14 protein-coding genes and 2 pseudogenes are annotated in these 17,323 nt (G+C 69.1%); 6 read left to right on the top strand and 10 right to left on the bottom strand.

Annotated elements, in window-relative coordinates; translation table 11 throughout:
• Positions 1 to 198 precede the first annotated feature (198 nt).
• Both ACWD4B_RS12260 and ACWD4B_RS12255 read right to left on the bottom strand, forming a co-directional pair.
• Positions 199 to 321, bottom strand: a complete 123-nt coding sequence (locus ACWD4B_RS12260; RefSeq protein WP_451420684.1) for a hypothetical protein — start codon at positions 319 to 321, stop codon at positions 199 to 201.
• A 69-nt stretch (positions 322 to 390) separates the two neighbouring features.
• Positions 391 to 561: a hypothetical protein gene (locus ACWD4B_RS12255; RefSeq protein WP_451420683.1), complete on the bottom strand. Its 171-nt coding sequence runs from the start codon at positions 559 to 561 to the stop codon at positions 391 to 393.
• Positions 562 to 883: 322 nt separating this feature from the next.
• Between ACWD4B_RS12255 and ACWD4B_RS12250 the strand changes: the two genes are divergently transcribed.
• Positions 884 to 2,410, top strand: a complete 1,527-nt coding sequence (locus tag ACWD4B_RS12250) for an NHL domain-containing protein (RefSeq protein WP_451420682.1) — start codon at positions 884 to 886, stop codon at positions 2,408 to 2,410.
• A gap of 51 nt (positions 2,411 to 2,461) precedes the next feature.
• On the opposite strand, the gene ACWD4B_RS12245 is transcribed toward ACWD4B_RS12250, so the two are convergent.
• Positions 2,462 to 2,965 (bottom strand): hypothetical protein, encoded by a 504-nt coding sequence (locus ACWD4B_RS12245; RefSeq protein WP_451420681.1) that lies wholly within the window; start codon positions 2,963 to 2,965, stop codon positions 2,462 to 2,464.
• 30 nt (positions 2,966 to 2,995) lie between these two features.
• A complete protein-coding gene (locus ACWD4B_RS12240; protein ID WP_451420680.1) occupies positions 2,996 to 4,093 on the bottom strand; it encodes a hypothetical protein in 1,098 nt (365 codons plus the stop codon).
• A gap of 393 nt (positions 4,094 to 4,486) precedes the next feature.
• On the opposite strand from ACWD4B_RS12240, the gene ACWD4B_RS12235 reads away from it, so the two are divergent.
• Positions 4,487 to 5,206, top strand: a complete 720-nt coding sequence (locus tag ACWD4B_RS12235) for a hypothetical protein (protein ID WP_451420679.1) — start codon at positions 4,487 to 4,489, stop codon at positions 5,204 to 5,206.
• Positions 5,207 to 5,273: 67 nt separating this feature from the next.
• A complete protein-coding gene (locus ACWD4B_RS12230; protein WP_451420678.1) occupies positions 5,274 to 7,115 on the top strand; it encodes an FG-GAP-like repeat-containing protein in 1,842 nt (613 codons plus the stop codon).
• A gap of 507 nt (positions 7,116 to 7,622) precedes the next feature.
• Here ACWD4B_RS12230 and ACWD4B_RS12225 read toward each other — a convergent pair.
• A complete protein-coding gene (locus tag ACWD4B_RS12225) occupies positions 7,623 to 7,904 on the bottom strand; it encodes a hypothetical protein (RefSeq protein WP_451420677.1) in 282 nt (93 codons plus the stop codon).
• 391 nt (positions 7,905 to 8,295) lie between these two features.
• Positions 8,296 to 8,694 (bottom strand): VOC family protein, encoded by a 399-nt coding sequence (locus tag ACWD4B_RS12220; protein WP_451420676.1) that lies wholly within the window; start codon positions 8,692 to 8,694, stop codon positions 8,296 to 8,298.
• Positions 8,695 to 8,788: 94 nt separating this feature from the next.
• Here ACWD4B_RS12220 and ACWD4B_RS12215 point away from each other — a divergent pair, with 94 nt between their 5' ends.
• Positions 8,789 to 9,778, top strand: coding sequence for a helix-turn-helix transcriptional regulator (locus ACWD4B_RS12215; RefSeq protein ID WP_451420675.1), 990 nt, complete (start codon positions 8,789 to 8,791; stop codon positions 9,776 to 9,778).
• Between the two features lie 618 nt (positions 9,779 to 10,396).
• Here the strand turns inward: ACWD4B_RS12215 and ACWD4B_RS12210 are convergent.
• From ACWD4B_RS12210 to ACWD4B_RS12200, 3 genes and pseudogenes are all read right to left on the bottom strand, one after another.
• On the bottom strand, positions 10,397 to 11,632 hold the full coding sequence (locus ACWD4B_RS12210; RefSeq protein ID WP_451420674.1) for a hypothetical protein: 1,236 nt from the start codon (positions 11,630 to 11,632) through the stop codon (positions 10,397 to 10,399).
• A 150-nt stretch (positions 11,633 to 11,782) separates the two neighbouring features.
• A pseudogene (locus ACWD4B_RS12205) lies at positions 11,783 to 12,109 on the bottom strand (transposase); the annotation flags it as partial.
• A 143-nt stretch (positions 12,110 to 12,252) separates the two neighbouring features.
• Positions 12,253 to 12,471, bottom strand: a pseudogene (locus ACWD4B_RS12200) (IS5/IS1182 family transposase); the annotation flags it as partial.
• A 369-nt stretch (positions 12,472 to 12,840) separates the two neighbouring features.
• Between ACWD4B_RS12200 and ACWD4B_RS12195 the strand changes: the two are divergent.
• Both ACWD4B_RS12195 and ACWD4B_RS12190 read left to right on the top strand, forming a co-directional pair.
• Positions 12,841 to 13,461 carry a histidine phosphatase family protein gene (locus ACWD4B_RS12195; RefSeq protein WP_451420673.1) on the top strand — a complete coding sequence of 207 codons (621 nt, stop codon included), beginning with the start codon at positions 12,841 to 12,843 and terminating at the stop codon, positions 13,459 to 13,461.
• Between the two features lie 757 nt (positions 13,462 to 14,218).
• Positions 14,219 to 15,919 carry an ABC-F family ATP-binding cassette domain-containing protein gene (locus ACWD4B_RS12190; protein WP_451420672.1) on the top strand — a complete coding sequence of 567 codons (1,701 nt, stop codon included), beginning with the start codon at positions 14,219 to 14,221 and terminating at the stop codon, positions 15,917 to 15,919.
• Here ACWD4B_RS12190 and ACWD4B_RS12185 read toward each other — a convergent pair.
• The gene (locus tag ACWD4B_RS12185) at positions 15,908 to 16,669 is read right to left on the bottom strand and encodes a zeta toxin family protein (RefSeq protein ID WP_451420671.1); all 762 of its coding nucleotides are present in this window, start codon (positions 16,667 to 16,669) and stop codon (positions 15,908 to 15,910) included. The genes ACWD4B_RS12190 and ACWD4B_RS12185 overlap by 12 nt on opposite strands.
• Positions 16,670 to 17,323 lie beyond the last annotated feature (654 nt).

Genomic DNA, 17,323 nt, shown 5'->3' with positions numbered 1-17,323 from the left:
GAACGGGACCTCCTCGTGCGCGAAGGCCTCCAGGACGGTCTCCTTGACCTGGCCCAGCAGCTCGCCGAACGACGCCTGCGGGTCGACATGCGAGCCCGGCCGGCCGGATCGCCCTTCTCGTAGCCCGGATGCTCGCTCATCTCGGTCTGCAGGGCTCGTTCCAGCAGGGCTTTCGAGAGCTGCAGTAGCAGCCCGCCCTCACCGGTCAGCGGAGGACCAGCCGCGTCCGCGGAAGTCCATCAGCTGCTCGACCAGGGCGTTCACCTGCTCAGCCGGGATCCCGCCTGCCTCGGCCGACCCGGGTATGCGCGTCCCGGTCACGTGATCAAGCCTTTCCGGAAGGGCGGAGTCACAGACCCCGCCACACTCCCGGATCACGGCTTTGCGTGATCAACCGGAAATTCCCTCGGCCGGGCGGACCGGTGTGATGCTGACGCCGATGACCACATCCTCGCTGTCGGCGCCCGTGTCGTTGGTGTTGTCGCAGGCCGTCTGGAGAGCCTTGTCCCGTGTGCGGGCCGCCAGTGCGCCGCGAAGCCACTGGTCCGTCAAGAACGGCAACAGCCGGATGCGGGCAGCCCCTTCAGCGCTGAGCCAGACGGCACCTCGTGCGAGTGGCCTTCTCTCAGCCTGCTTTCCGGAGCCGGGCTGGGAGCGCGGGGCGTGCACGCGTGGGGAAGAAACAATCCTGCCTCTTGACGCGACCTGGCCAGAAATCCTATATGTACATACATTCCTATTTCTGCACCCTTCAGGCGGCGGGAGGATCGGTCTTACGGTTCGCCTCCGGGCGGGCGAAGACGATCCGATCTCGGGACAGGGGGCGCGATATGACGGTGTACCAGGAGTGTCTGGAGCAGCTACGGGGGACGGAGGGGCGGCGATGAGTACTGCCCCCGCGGCAGCCACAGGTGGCGAGCACTCCGCCCCTCCGATCAGCACGGTCGCGGGCACGGGCACCCAGAACTTCGGCGGTGACGGTGGTCCCGCCACCGCCGCCTGGTTGAACTCCCCGATTGGGGTGGCGGTGGACAGCACCGGCACCCTCTACATCTGCGACTACGGCAACCATCGGGTCCGGAGGATCGCGACTGACGGGAAGATCAGCACGGTTGCGGGCACGGGTGCCGCGACCTTCGGCGGTGACGGCGGCCCCGCCACCGCCGCCCACTTGAACTACCCGTTCGGCGTGGCGGTGGACAGCGTCGGCACCCTCTACGTCTGCGACTACGGCAACCATCGGGTCCGGAAGATCACGGCCGATGGGAAGATCAGTACGGTCGCAGGTACGGGCGCCGGGACCTTCGGTGGTGACGGCGGTCCCGCCACCGCCGCCCACTTGAACTATCCGGTGGGCGTGGCGGTGGACAGCGCCGGCACCCTCTACATCACCGAGCACGGCAATCATCGGGTCCGGAAGATCGCGACTGACGGGAAGATCAGCACGGTTGCGGGCACGGGCGCCGCGACCTTCGGCGGCGACGGCGGCCCCGCCACCGCCGCCCCGTTGTTCTACCCGTCGGGGGTGGCGGTGGACAGCGCCGGCACCCTCTACGTCATCGACCATGGCAATCATCGGGTCCGGAAGATCGCGACTGACGGGAAGATCAGCACGGTTGCGGGCACGGGCGCCGCGACCTTCGGCGGTGATAGCGGTCCTGCCACCGCCGCCCCGTTGTACTACCCGCGTGAAGTGGCGGTGGACAGCACCGGCACCCTCTACATCACCGATACCGGCAACCATCGGGTCCGGAGGATCACGGCCGACGGGAAGATCAGCACGGTTGCGGGCACGGGCGCCGCGACCTTCGGCGGTGACGGCGGCCCCGCCGCTTCGGCCCAGCTGAACAGCCCGTTCGGACTCGCTGTGGACTGCGTCGACACCCTCTACATCACCGACCACGTCAACCACCGGGTCCGGAAGGTCGCGTCGACGAAGATGGCCGGGCGGCCCGAGTCGGGCACGGTGGTCTCCTGGGCCAACGTCCGGAGCAGGCTGCGGATGGGGGTCCTGCGCGAGTCCACCAAGGACGGGGCCGAGATCCACCAGTTGCTCGCTGCCTCCAGGGATCACCAGCGGTGGCGGCTGGTCGCGGCAGGTCAGGACAACGGCGATGTCCTGTACAGGATCGAGAACGTGCGCAGCGGCAAGGTCCTGGAGATCGTCGGAGCGCAGGAGAGGGCCGGGGCGATGCTCGCGCAACGTGCCTACGAGGGTGCTGACGCGCGCCACCAGCAGTGGAGGCTGATCCCGGTGGGCTCGGTGACCGACACCCCGCGGGTGTACGAGATCGCGAACCGGAACAGCGGTCTACTGCTGCAAGTCGACACCAGCGCCCGCACAGTGATCAAGCAGCACGGGGCGGAGGGCGACCAACGGGACCGGCAGTGGCAACTCCTCCCCGTATAACGCACGGGGGGTCAGGGGCGACCTCGCCCCTGACCCCCCGGAAACCGGGCCCTACTCGGAACGGGACGGCTTCTCGGCGGTCGCCTTGGGCGCCTGGGCTTCGGGTGCCTTGGGTGTTTCGGGGACCTTGGTGGCCTTGGGGTAATCGCTCTTCCTCGGCATGTCCTCCAGGTCCTCGTTCTTCTGAAGGCCGCTGTGTCCCGTCACCGTCGCACTCGACTCCTTCATGCCCTTGGCCGCCGCCGTGGACACCGAGCCGGGATCCCCGGCGTACTGCGCCTGCTCACCGGCCGACGCCTGGGCGGTCCGGATGAAGGAGCCGAGGAAGCCCAGGACGGCCCGTGCTTCGGGGGACTGTTCCTGCACGACCTTTGCCCGGGAGGAAGCCCCGTGGATGGCGCTGGTGAACAGGCTCGTGGTCTTGTCGTCGTACGTGTCGTCGTCGGCGTCCTCGAAGTCGACGCCCGCCCCCGGCTGCGGCTTGTCGCCGCCGGTGGTCACCGAGAAGAGCCCCGCGCCCTTGCCCGCGAACTTGAAGATGTTGTCGAACACCATGGTCGTCACCCCTGGTCGTCGTCCGCCCGGTCAAGGCTGCTTGTGCAGCGTCCGTTGGCTGTCGGTCAGACTCTCGTCGTCGAACATCGTGTGGTGGACCTCCAAGGCGGAGACGACCTCGGCCAGCCCCTTCATGCGGAAGCCGCCGCCGGCCAGGTCGATGTCGCCGATGTCGCGGCACACCAACCGGTCGAGGCCGGGGTAGTCCCCGGACTGCGGAGGAGACAGGACCGCCACCGGCACGTCGTACATCACCGCGATGAACCCGGAGAAGGTCACCGGGATCTCGTAGCAGTACTGCCTGCGGCAACGCCGCTGCGTGGCGATGGTCTCCACGCGGGAGCTCGGCGGGACCTGGCCGGAAATCTGCGATCGCGAGGTCCAGCTGGTGGTCAGGGAGCCGCCGACGGAGGCCGTGATCCCCAGCATCAACTGCGCGTTGAGCGTCGCGGTGCCGGTGGCGCTGCCCGTGGTATTGAACCCCACCGAGTTCGTCATCCCGTTCACCACGGTGTTCGTCATCGCGTTCCGCATGCCCATCTCGGTGGCGTTGGCGTTGTCCACCCCGACGTTGTCCTTGCTGTTCTTGTTGGTCACCGTGTTCGTGTTCCTGCCCGACATCTCGTTCTGCAGCTGCGTCTGAAGCTGCGTCTGGAGATCCATCCGGAGCAGGTTCTGCAACTGCAACTGGAGCTGCGCGCTGACGCTGCCGCCGAAGGTGAGCTGGGCCGTTCCCTGGAGCGACCACGTGATGCCGTTCGACACGGTGAAATCGACCGAGTCGGTGAAGTTCATCGAGGACGTCTGGCTGCGGTTGGCGTAGGTGCGCGAGGAACACGTGTCGGGCGGGGGCTGGCTGATGTCGCACCGCACCTCGATCAGCGGCTCCCCGAGGTTCATATAGGCGATCCAGCCCAACTGGAAGGCGGAGCCGGGGAAGACGCCGAAGCTCGACTTGTTCACGGAGAACCCGACGGGCTTGTGCCGCACACCGTAGTCGTCGACGTAGACCAGGTTGGGGTGGTCCAGGATGGACCGCCAGGTCTGCTCGATGTTGAGCTCTCGCAGGTTCTTCTTCGTCAGCGGCTGACGCTTGGCCCGATCCAGGTTGTACGCGTTGGAAGACATTCCCCGCCCTCGACTAATCTGGCCGAATGTTGCCCGGTGAAATGTAAACAAGACCCTGCGCACGTTCCGAAAGGCGAAGTTAGCACGGGATGCGCCGTCCGGGAAGACATCTCCGTATTATGTGCCCAATCGAGTGATGGGACTCGACGACTGCGTCAAGTCGTCTGAGTTAATGGTAAGTTGAGGGCTGGCGATTACTTGATCGACGACTTTCGGAATCGCCCCACCTGCTGATGTCGCAGCCTTGACCGTTGCCGTGGGTGAGGTCTCCAATCTTTTTTAAAGTCGTTTAGATCGAGTGCGATTGAGTGTGCGGCGATGCCGTGCGACAGGCCACTGCACTGAGCGTCCGACCCATTGTTCTCCACATTCGGAACAGGTGAGGTTTTCGCGATGTACACCCAAGAGCGCACGGCCATGGCGAATTTGGTGGTCGGCGGCCCGGTGGCGGTGAACAGCTACGACAACGCAATCGTGGCAGCACTGATCGAGAACCGGCCGGTCATGCTCGTCCACGCCTTCAACGGCGGCTACCTGCGGCCCGCCGAACTGAAGGAGGACAGCCACGACAAGGGGGTCAAACTGGCCACCGCGCTCGACCCGGCCACCAAAGACGCGCAAGGCCACCTCTGGCACATCACCCCCGCCGGCTACTTCGGGCAGCGACCGCTGTACTTCATCGAGAGCGCCGCAGGCCAGGTGACGCCCAAACCCGCCGGCGCAGGCGCAGCCGACGCCGGACGCGGCGACGACGGCACGCCCAAGCCGCAGCGCAGGCGTATCACCGTCCACCAGGAGGCCCCCAAGAGCACAGCCGACGCCGTCCAGGTCGGCCTCCCCGACAAGGTGGGTGACAAGTGGCGCGGGAAGAACGGCGCGATCGAGGACACCCAGCTCTGGGTCGTCACGGTGACGCCATGGGGCGGGATCACCTTCGTGCCGATCACCCACCCCGACGCCATCCTCGGGTTCAAGGACCACGCGGTGGCGGCCGACAGCGAGGTGCGTCTCACCTACAACTGGGGCGGGGACTTCACCGGGACGGTCATCAACACGTTCTACCCACGGCTGCCCAGCGAGTGGAACGTCCCGTACCACCACGTCTTCACATGATCCGCGGCCACCGCCGCACCGCACCCGCCCCGAGCCGACGTGCCAACCGCCTGGAAGAGGCACCACAATGCCCGTGCCCACGGAAGAACTGAAGCTGGAGATCGTCAACGCCGCCACGGGAAAGACCCTCGGCACCAAGGCCACGCCGGGCGCGGACGGGGCACTCGTCGTCCGCGACTTCCCCGAGGGCGGCCCGAGCCCGGAGCAGTGGCAGTTCACCCCCGTGCCGGCCGCGCAGGACGGCCCGGCATATGTGATCCGCAACGCGGCCGGCGTCAAGGTGCTCGACAAGCTCGACAACCCCGCCGCCGCGGACCGCGGTGTTCGCCAGTGGGACGCCACCGCTGGCAAGAAGGACCAGCAGTGGCACGTCGTCCCCGTTCAGCGGGAAGCGGGCCTCTACTTCATCGAGAGCGCGACCGATGGCACCGTTCTCGACCTCGCCGACCCCGGCAAGGACGACACCAAGGTCGTCCTGCGCGAATACGACGAGAGCGCGGAGAACCAGCGGTGGCGGCTCGTCCCGGCCGAACCCGAGCGCACCAGCGACCCTGTGCTGCGCTGGGCACCGCTGAGCCACTGGAACAGCCGCCGGTCCTGGCGACTGGACCGCTCGCCCGCGCTGCGGCCGGTACCCGGCGCGACACCCTCCTTCAGCGACATGCTGCTGGTCCTCAAGCAGTTCGGGAGCGACCAGGACGCCGGCGGATGGAAGAACGACGGGGCCAACCCCTCGCCCGGCGGGCAACCGGGCTGGTGGGCCGGGCTCGGTGCACGGTTCCTCGCCGACACCACGGGAACAGGGCGGGCGGACATCGTAGGGCTCAAACCCGCGAAGGGAGCCGTGACATCGTCCGGCCGAGGCGACGGCACGTTCGACGACGACGAGCGCGCCCTGCACCAAGGCGCGCCCTCCCCGAGTCCCGCGGACCTGTGGACCATCGTGGCCACGACGGGCGACGGCAAGCCCGACGTCGTCGTGCTGGCCGCCGACGGTGTCCGGGTGTCCTCCCACGACGACGCCGGGAAGTTCGCGCCCACGGGCGGCAAACTGGCCCTCAAGGCGTTCGGACACGGCCAACAAGCCGGCGGATGGCTTGCCGACAAGCACCCCCGTTTCCTCGCCGACACCACCGGCGACGGCAGGCTCGACATCGTCGGCTGCCATGACGACGGCGTCTGGGTATCACTCCAGGACGAGGAAGGAAAGTTCCCACCGATCGCCGACGAACCGGTCCTCGGGGCGTTCGGCCACGACGAGGAAGCGGGTGGCTGGCTCGCCGACAAACATCCCCGTTTCCTCGCCGACACCACCGGCGACGGCAGGCTCGACATCGTCGGCTGCCATGACGACGGCGTCTGGGTATCACTCCAGGACGAGGAAGGAAACTTCGCCGACCCTCTGTACATCCTCGACGACTTCGGGACCGAGCAAGGGTGGAGCTCGGTCGAGGAACACCCCCGGTTCCTGGTCAGGACCACCGCTGACGGAGCAGTGGACATCGTCGGGTTCGGCCCGCAGGGCGTCGTCGTCTCACGCGGGCACGGCGACGGCACGTTCGAGCCATCGAAGCTCGTCCTGAACGACTTCGGGCTCGCCCAGGGTTGGACGAGCGGAAAGCACCTTCGCCTCCTCGCCGACGTCACCGGCGACGGCAACCCGGACATCGTCGGCTTCGGCGACGAGGGGGTCTGGGTGTCGCACAGCCGCGGCGGCGGCCAGTTCGAGCAGGCCCAACTGGTGTGCCGCGGCTTCGGATACAACGAGGACGCCGGCGCCTGGCGGGTCGACCGCCACCTTCGCTTCCTTGCCGACATCACCGGTGACGGACGCGTCGACATCGTCGGCTTCGGCGGCCCGGGCGTGTACGTGGCCCGAAACCTCTTCCGCCGCTTCAGGACCCGATAACCCGCCATCGGCATCCGCGCTCTGCCCGAGGCCAGGCCGGGAACACCATCCGGTGACGGCCTGGCCATCATCGGGCGCCGCCCACCGGTGCCCCTCACGGCACGGCGTCGTCTGAGCCTGCACAGCGGCCGCGAATCGTTCAGACGGCATGACCTACCATCCCCGCAGCCCCGCCGGTCGCGCTCCCCGCCCCTGTCGTCTCCCATGGGGCACGCCGCCGTATCACTCACCTCGGCGCCGAACTCGCCGACCGCCTGGAACTGTTCACCCGTGCCGCCACACCTGGCGAACGCCGCGCCGCCCTGGCTGCGCTCCTGCTCCTGGCCACCGACGTCGACGAGTCCGGCGGCGACACAGCTAACCCGAGCCCCAGGCCCCGGTCGACTGCGCCACGGTGCCGGCCCTGGGCAGCCCCGTACGTCTGCAACGCCCTCCCTGACGGAGGCCTGCTGGCCGCCTTCCCCGACGAAGACACCCGGCAGGGAAAGCACCCCGGGGGCTGGATGATCAGGCGCTGGAGGCGCCGCTGGACGCGGCCTTGGCCACCGCGGCGTCCAGGAGACCGAGCACCATGTCCGCGCTGGCGCGCTCGCGCTCGTCATCGCTGCACTGCAGTGGCTCGATGAGGTGCCGCGCGGCGTCGAGGACGCCGACGGGGACGGGGATTTCCTGGAAGGGGCCCAGAGCCCGGGCGGCTCGCTCACCTGAGGTGATGGCCGACGGCGGCTCGGCGGGGATGATCGCGCGGACGCCGTTGCCGAGCGGGAGACGGCCGGGTGGTGAGGTCATCCGGGCAGTGTCCCGTACCGTGCGGACGGCTCGGCGGGCGGGCCGGACTTCGTCCGGCTCAACGGCCGTGGCCTGGCTGGGGTTACGTGCGTGCACCCGGTGGTTGTCCCGTCCCATCGAACCGAGTCGGCACCGATTCGTCTCAACGAATCCGGTCGCCACGGGTCGGCGGCAGGTAGCGACGGGGCCGGGCGGTGAACAAGCGTCTCACCGAAGTTGGTCCGCCCAGGTCAGTCGCCTGTCATCGACTGGGTTCGTTGAGAACGGACAGTGAACGGACAGTGGTGGTGTCTTCGTCGGTGTCCGTACGACGTCTGTCCCGTCTCGGATGATCTGGTCCGTATGGAACGTGCCGCCTGGACCGGCCCCCGCCCGGGCGGCCGCGCTGTCGTCAGCGAGCGAACCTCTCGATGGCCGCCGGCGTGACAGGGGTGAAGAAGTTGACGAGGTTGCCGTCGGGGTCACGGAGCAGGAGCGAGCGGTTGCCCCAGGGCATCGTGGTGGGCTCGGTCACGAAGTCGGCGACGAAATCGGCCAGGTTGCGGTACACGCCGTCCACGTCGGCGACGAGGAATTCGATGATCACGCTGTTGTTGTCGGCCGGACGGGCGGAGCCGGGCGCGAACAGTGCCACGGTGCGGGTGCTGCCGATCGCGAGGGTCGCGCTGGCGGTCCGCAGTTCGGCGAAGTCCTCGGTGGACCAGTCCGCCCGCACTCCCGTGGCTCGCTCGTAGAAGTCGACGAGGCGCGCGATGTCGCCGGTGATGATCCGGATCGAAACGAAGTCCATGGTGCTCTCCTCGGGTTGGTGAAGCCGTTGCACCTCGGACGCTAGAGCAAATAGTGGACAGAATCGGTCCGGTATCAACGCTAGGCTCGTGGACATGGCCCGACCTACCAGCCGCGTGCTCACCCTCCTGGAACTCCTGCAGTCGGGCGGCATCAGAACGGTGGCCGAACTCGCCGACCGGCTCGGCGTCGACGGGCGCACCGTGCGGCGGTACGTGGACCACCTGGTCGACCTCGACATCCCCGTCGAGGCCGTCCGTGGCCGTTATGGCGGGTACCGGCTCGCCCCCGGGTACCGCCTGCCTCCGCTCATGCTCAACGACGACGAGGCGCTCGCCGTGCTGCTCGGCCTCGTCGCCGGCCGCAGGACGGGGTTGCTGACTGCGACCGAGACCGCCGGCGAGACGGCAGCGGCCAAGATCCGCCGGGCACTGCCCGAGCGTCTGGCCCGTCGGCTCGACGCCGTCATGGAATCCCTCGCCTTCACGGCTCCGCCTGGCGAGTCGGCCACCCCTGAGACAGGGGTCCTGCTCGCCATCGCCGATGCGGTACGCCATCGCCGCCCGATCTCGATCAGGTACACCGCCCGAGACGGCCGACGAAGCGAACGCACGCTGCACCCGTACGGGATCGTCACCCACACGGGCCGGTGGTACGTCACGGGCACCGATCCCGGGATCGGCCAGGACCGGACTTTCCGGCTCGATCGCATCGTGGACGCGAGGACGCTGCCAGGCTCGTTCGAGCCGCCCGCCGGAGTCGATCCGGCACAGCGCTTCCTGTCAGGGCTCGCCAAGGCCGCGTACCGGCACGAAGTGACCCTGCGAATCCACGGGACGGTCGAACAGATCCGCACCCGACTCCCCGCCAGCGTCGCGAGCGTGGAGGGGCCCGCGCCCGCGGAAGGAACAGATCCGCACACCGAGCGTTGGCTCCGCGTCGAATTGAGAGCAGAACGGCTCGACTGGTTGCCTCCCGTCCTCGCCTCGCTCGACCGGCCGTTCATCATCGAGCGACCGGACGAACTCCGAGACCTCGTCATCGCGCTCGCCGACCGGCTCACCACCTCTGCCCGCCAAGCCTGACGTCACCATCTACTGCGAGAATCCCCGCTACGGATTCCCAAGCCACTTGGCCTCCGGTCCGCACGCATCGGGCACCGGGACATCAGGGACGGAGCAGATCAGCTGAGACAACACCCGGCATCCAGGCTTCCGGGACCGGATCGCTTGAGATTTGCCGTGGCCCGGCGCGAGGCGGGCCGGGTGATCGACGACCAGCAGCCGGAGCTGGGCTCCCTGACCACCTGGGCCGCCTCTCCGGCACAGCGGCTTCCTCCAGCACGCCGGCCCCCGGCTCCCGCTTCGGGACCGTCGCGTCGTCCGCCAGGATCTCCGTCATGGTTTCCCGGGTGATCTCCAGCCTGGACAGCACTATTTCCTGCTCGGCCAGACTCTCGGACAACTCCGTCATCCGGGCCCGCAGTTCCCCGATCCGCTCCCGCGCGGCAGCCTCCCGTCGCTCGATCTCCTCCAGCCACGACGCCATCGCCGACACCCCTGGAATCCGGTCATCCGACACCATGGCGATCGAGCAACACACCCAGGTCCCCAAGGCCGGGCTCGGAGTAGGGACGCGGAAGGCCCCGCACGAAACCCGGAGGTCGGGGTTCATGTGCGGGGCCGCTCACGGGGTGTGGGCCGTCAGACTCCGATCATGGTGTACGTACCCGTACCGTCCTGCCTGCCGCTGGAGTACTGGCGGATGAACTCCCCGTCCGCGTACCGGTCGTGGCCCATCATGGAGCCGGTGTACTTGTTCCGCACACCGACCTTGAAGCTGCCGGGTACGTCGCGGTAGATGTAGAACCGCTGGAGGTCGTCCTCCGTGCAGGGGGCCGTCTGCAGGACCGCCCGTTCGGTGGCCGCGTTCTGCGCGGCGATGGTCGCGCACCCGCCGTTGCCCCAGTTCCACAGGGACGCCTCGAGGACCCCGTTGTTCTCCGTCACATTGCACAGGCGCCAGTTGTCCAGGTGGGCGCTGAAGATCGTCGAGGGCCGCAGGCGGACACCGTCGGCCGCCAGGAGCGGCGCGCCCCAGGACAGGGGCTTGCCGGGTACGGCGATCTTGTAGGCGCCGGGCTCGCAGTTGAGAGCGGCCAGCGCGCTACGCCCGGTGGCCTTGGGCTGTACGGCGGACGTGCCGCTGGTGAGAGCCGGGTGCTGCACGAGGCGGTCCCGCATCTGCTTCGCCGTCGGCGCCATCGCACCCGCCGGGTGCTCGGCCTTCGCGGCGGCCGAGCCGCAGTCGAGGAGGCTCTGTGCCTTGGCCATCATGCTGTTGGCGGGGACCTTGTCCTGGCAGCGCACCGCGCCTTCCTCGAGGGTGGTGTAGGTGGTGTAGCTGCCGCTGCCGGACCCCTCGATCCACTTCAACGCCCAACTGCCGTCGCCCTGTTGGGCGCGGTTGCAGTTGAGGCTTCCGTACGTACCGGTGACCTTCTTGGTGCCCTTGTAGATGCCGTAGTAGCCGGGCTGGTTGAAGTTCCACGTGACCGAATTCGACTCGGTGTTGGTGGAGGAGTAGTCGACTTTTACGTCCAGGCCCAGGCTCGCGCCGACCTTGCCGAGGGTCTCGACGGCGAAACCGCCTTCGACTTTGCCGTTGAGGCCGACGGAGACCGAGATGGTCGTCTGGGTGCTGGTGCTGACGGTCTGGTTGCCGGTCGTGCCCTCGGTGACGTACCAGCCCTTGAAGTGGGTGATCGTCGGAGACACTTCGGTGGTCTTGATGTACGGGTGGCGTGTGCCGAGGTCGGCCGCCGTACAGGTGTCGCCGGGCTGGGGAGCTGTCGTGTCGGTGGGCGTTGCAGCAGCCGGTGAGGCGGCAAGGCCCACGGCGGTGACCGCCCAGGCGGCCGCCGTAGCGGTCACCGCCATGACTGATCTGCCGATGCGGCTGGCGGGTCCTATGGGGCGCATTGTTGGCTACTTCCCCTTGGTCGTATATGTGGCCGGTCGAGATGAATGTAGTGGCCACAGAGGTGGTGGCGTGAGGCGGGAACTGGCCACAAATGATCATGGAGAGGCCTATTCCGCCCCTGGCGCAGACCGTTGCCGGGCCGGTTCGATCCCCGGTGAACCCGTACGCCACCGAACATGGGAGACCACCCTTGGAAACGCGCCAGGCAAGCGCTCGACGGATGGCCGCCGACGTCGGTACCCGGCCTGCCAGTTGGGGTCGGAAGCCTGTTGGCGGGCGGCTTTCAGACGGTCGTACTGGGCGTGGGCCCGGAAGACACGGCCGGTCTTGGAGCGCGTGCACATCTCGCGCAAGGGACAGGTGTCGCAGCGTTTCTTGAACTGGGCGGTGCGTGCGCCGGTCGTGCCGGGGCGGCCGAGCGGGACGGCGTGTCCGGCGGGGCAGGTGACCTTGCCCTTGGCGGTGTCGACGTGGAAGTCGTCGGCGCTGAAGCCGCCGGCACGGCGGGCCGCAGCGGCGGCTTGATTACGACGGTGTGGCCGTCGGCTTCGAGAGCTTCGCGCAGGTCACCGGTGCCGCAGGCGCTGTCGCCGAGCACGGTCAGGTTTTCGGTCTCCTCGGCGAGGAGGCTCTGGGCGCCGACGGCCTCGTGGTTCTCGGCGCCGCTGCCGGGGGCGAGTGCGACCTCGGTGAGCAGGCCGGTCTCGGGCTCGAAGGCGCCATGGGCGCGAAAGTCCTCCTGATGGCGGGTGCGGTTCTTGTGGATGTGCCGGGCTTCGGGACCGACGGTGGACACCACCCGGTCGAGGACGGTCCCTTGGGCGATGCGCCGGCGTCCGTCGCGGCCGTCGGAACCGTCGGCGACCTCCACGTCCTGGCTGGCGACCAGGGCCGGCAGCCCCAGGGCGTCGGCGGCCTTCTCGTCCAGCTGCCGTTCGGGCAGGCGGCCGAGCAGGTTGAGCGCGTCGGTGACCAGGTCATCGACCAGCCTCTCGCGGTCCTGCTGGTCGTTCCAAGCGATGCGGGGTGCCCGGACCGGTGCAGGGGTGCGGCTTTTCTGAAGGGAACATCAGCCCGGTGCGGCCTTGAGCGGATGAGCGTCGTGGTTGGCCTGACGTCGCCGGCAGGGGGAACCGGTAGCCATCAGCAGGGCGTCCACGTCGGCATGCAAGATCGATACCTGTACCTTGCCCGTCACGGCGAGGCGACACCCGACGAAAACGGGCTCACGGAGGCTGGGCGGCGGCAGGCCGAGCTGCTCGGTAGACGCCTGCACGGTGTACCGCTGACGGCTGTCCACCACGGTCCGCTGCCCCGTGCGACACAGACAGCCCGGCTGATCGCAGAGCAACTGGACGGGGTGCCACTGCGCGAGTGCGAGACGGCCGGGGACTACATCCCGTACATACCAGAGCGGGACGAGCTGCCCTCCGAGATCGCCGACGCCGTGCTGCCGCGCCTGGCTTCGGTGCCGGCCGAGGAACGTGCACGTGGCGCGGAGCTGGCCCGCCGGGCAGTCGCAGACTTCACCGGACCGACGGACCACGGCGACGCGCCCCGGCATGACCTCGTCGTCACTCACGCCTTCCTCATCGCCTGGCTGGTCCGCGACGCGATGGACGCCCCGTCCTGGCGCTGGATGGGCCTCAACCACGGCAACGCAGCACTGACCGTGATCCGCTACGCCCCGGCCCGGCCCGCAACCGTTCTCGTCTACAACGATGTGAGCCACCTCTCCGACGAGCTGCGCTGGACCGGGTTTCCGGCCCAGCTTCGCACTCCCTGACAGCCTTCTACTGAATGCGCGGGTCCCCGGCCGGAGGTCCCGTGTGCGCAAAAGCCGGGCACCTGCCCTTCTCGAACGCCGGGAGTGACCCACCGGGCAGCACCTGGAACACTCGCTGTTGGCAGCGCCCCTACCGCTCTGGATCCTGGACCCACACCACGTACCACGCGCCCAAATGACGCCTCTCCTGACGCTTGAACACGCCAAGTCCTCAAGGAAGTCAACAGCGTTCGCAACAACGGGCCCCACCTCTTGGACGATGTCCCCTCGTGACGGTGATTCAGGAGAGGGGGACAACGGATCTCACGCGCCTGCTGCAGTCCTGAGCTGTTCCGGTACGGAGTCGCGGCCAGCGGCCCGTTCGGCGTTGCCACTGGAAACACCGAACGGGAGTCCGGGTGGCAGTCCGGCAGAGGCGGCGCCGTGTGTGCGGCGACGTGCGGGCGCTGGCCAGGCCGGCCTGCATGCCCACCGGAAGAAGCCCGGGGCATGTAGGCCGGACGCTCGGTGGCACGTGTCGGACCCTCGGCCGTCAGCCGACTGGGGCGGGCCGCGCATGATCGGCCAAAATCCGGTGCGGATGGGGCGCCGCTGCCGTTAATCTGCTGGTTATGGCACGAGGTATCTGGTCGCAGAAGGTTCGTTCGGCCCGCTGACGGCGGCGCCTTCTTTCTGCTGAATCTGCGCTCGCCGTTCCGGTTCCCGCCGGGCGGCCGTTTTGTGTTGCCCGGCTCCACTGCGAGCTGCGGAGCATCCGTTGAACCTCACCCCGACCCCCGAAGCCATGTCCCTGCTCGTCGAGGCCGGCGGTAGCGCACACGTCCGCGCCGAGGGCGTCACCGTCACCCGCGGGTCCCGACGTGTCCTGGACGACGTCTCGGTCACCGTCTCCGCCCGGTCGCGTCTCGCGGTCGTCGGCGAGAACGGCCGTGGCAAGACGACGCTGCTGCACGTCCTCGCCGGACTGATCACGCCCGACGCGGGCACCGTGCACCGGGCCGGCACGATCGGCCTGGCCCGCCAGGAGCTGTCCGCACGGGACGGCGAGACCGTCGGCACCCTGACGTCCGAGGCGCTGGCCGCCTCGCTCACCGCCCTCGCCGCGCTCGACGAGGCAACCACCGCCATGACCGAGGGCGACCCCTGTGCCGACGACCGCTACGCCGCCGCGCTCGAAGCCGCCACCCGGCTCGACGCCTGGGACGCCGAACGCCGCGTCGACATCGCCCTGTCTGCCCTCAGCGCCTGCACCGAGCGCGACCGCCCGCTCTCGACGCTGTCGGTCGGGCAGCGCTACCGGGTCCGGCTGGCCTGCCTGCTCAGCGCACGCTACGACGTCCTGCTCCTCGACGAGCCGACCAACCACCTCGACACCGACGGACTGGACTTCCTGACCCGCCGGCTGCGCGAGCACGACGGCGGCCTCGCCGTCGTCAGCCACGACCGGGCGCTGCTGCGCGACGTCGCGGACTGGTTCCTCGACCTCGACCCCACCCGTGACGGGAAGCCACGCCTGTACACCGGCGGCTATGACGCCTGGCAGGACGCCCGGCGCCGCGAGCGTGAGCGCTGGGAACAGGACCACGAGGAGCAGCAGAGCGAGCACCGGCGGCTGCAGGAGACGGTCTCGAAGGCCCGCGACCGGCTCTCCACCGGCTGGCGGCCGGAGAAGGGGACCGGCAAGCACCAGCGCCAGTCCCGCGCACCGGGCCTCGTGCAGGCCCTGAACCGGCAGCAGGACGCCCTTCAGGCACACCGGATCGACCTGCCCGAGCCGCCGCGGGCGTTGCGGTGGCCGGACCTGGGCATCCGGCCGGGGGCCCCGCAGCTGCGGGCGCACGGCATCGCCGTCGACGGGCGGCTGGCCGGCCCGCTCGGCCTCGCCCTCAACGGCGGCGACCGGCTCCTGGTCACCGGACCGAACGGTGCCGGGAAGTCCACGCTGCTCGCGGTGCTGGCCGGTGCACTCGCTCCCACGGACGGGCACGTTCAAACGGCGAAGGGGGCACGGGTTGTCCGGGTCGTTCAGGAGACCGCGGTGCAGGACCCCTCACGCACGGTCCGCGAGATATACGCCCGCCACGTGGGCCGGTTGGTAGCCCGCGGGGTGCTCCGCGACGCCGACGCCGTCCCGCTCGGGGCGCTTGGCCTGCTGGACACCGACGCGATGTGCACGCCGGTCGGGCAGATGTCGCAGGGGCAGCGACGGCGCCTCGACCTGGCGCTGGCGCTGGCCGGGCGGCCCGGGCTGATCCTGCTCGACGAGCCGACCAACCACCTGTCGTCGGCACTGGTCGACGAGCTGACCGACGCGATACGCGACACGAGCGCCGCCGTCGCCATCGCCACACATGACCGGCAACTGCTGCGGGATCTCGCGCACTGGCCGCGTCTCGAGGTGAGTGGATCTCCGGCACCGGGCGTCCGGTCCGGCGCAACCCGTTCGTCAGGCGGATGAAAGCACGACCGATGCCGGAAGGACAGCCGCCATCGAATGACGGCCTGGCGGCAAGCGTGTGCCGAGGGTCAAGAGCAGTCGGAGGATGCGAGCCCACAGGAGTTCGCCCGGATCGCTGCCGGCTTCGAGGTCCTCCTGGAGAAGCTGGAGTCCACCCAGCCGTAGTCCTCCCGTTGGCGTTGCGCGGGAAGAGGCAGGGTGGGCGGGGCGGCCAGCCGGGGAATGGTGCGGTTGCAGGTGGAGGGGCATCAACGGTTCTGCCAGCCGGCTGATCTGGATGATCTCGTCCCGGTACTGCGGCAGCATGGACCGCAGCCAGCGCTGCGTGGCGAGGAAGGAACTGGCCTCCTCAGTGGTGTACGGCCGGTGCCACTCGGCTGTCAGGGCCTGGATGGCGCCGATGGGCCGCAGCCAATGCCTCTGCGCGCTGCGTTCGTTGCGGTAGACCGCGCTGCTATCCCGCCGCGTCACCGCCACCGAGTCGACCACCGGCACCTCCTCGGCGGCCGTCACGGCCTCCGCTACCGCCGCGGGGGATAGGTCGTGCCCGGCGGCGGTGGTGAACCGACCCGGCCTGCTGCTGTGCCGGCTCACCTGGGCGTAGCGGACGGCGGTGCCCTGGCGGGAGTCCGCCGCACGCACCCCCTGGACGACCAGCTCCACCCGGTACCCGGCCCGGTGGCAGAGGAGTGCGCTGTTGACGAACTCTGGGGCACTGGCGGGGGCGCTCTTAACCAGGGTGGCATCCACATTGCCGGGCGGGAGATGTTGTGCTCCGGCCCGGCGAGCGAGGCAGTTCACGACGACGCCGACTCCGGCGGCGATGCCGCGAGGATCGTCGGCGGCCAGGGTGAGGGAGAGGCGTTCCAGCGTCGTTCGTGATGCGGCGAGGGCAAGGCCTTGTCCGGCGGTGACCTCGTGGCATTCGCTGCGGGGCCGTCCAGCGCATGGAGGGGACGTCGTGTTCGGCAGGCCCTGCGTGCTGCTGGACGTGCCGGCAGGCGCAGCAGCAGAACTATGAAGCTGGCGACCGCGTTGACGGCGCCGCAGCTGCGAACCCGCCGGCCTGCGTGGCACTGTGCCCGGCGGGCAGGCGGCTGGGCGCCGGGGCGTTGAGTTCCGCGGCGCAGGGCGGAGGCACATCGGGTACGCACCGTCGGTGGGGGAGCGCGGCGCGTCGTGCACTGTGTATCGCCTGGTGCGCTCGACGCGCACCAGACCGCACCGAGGTGACGGTGGTGCCGGCGCCATACTCCGGGCCGGCGCGGAGCACTGCCGGTGAGGCCCGCGCACCGGGTCAGGTATGCAGCTTGTGCTCTGGTACCGCGGACCGTGTGCGGCCGGTGGTCTGTCATCCGTCTCGCGCAACGCGGTGGGAAATGCGGGCTGTTCGGGTTCAGGTTC

This window comes from Streptomyces sp. NPDC002536 (genome assembly GCF_053594995.1).
The sequence above is the reverse complement of the archived record's forward strand: the minus strand, read 5'-3'. Positions and strand labels throughout refer to the sequence as shown.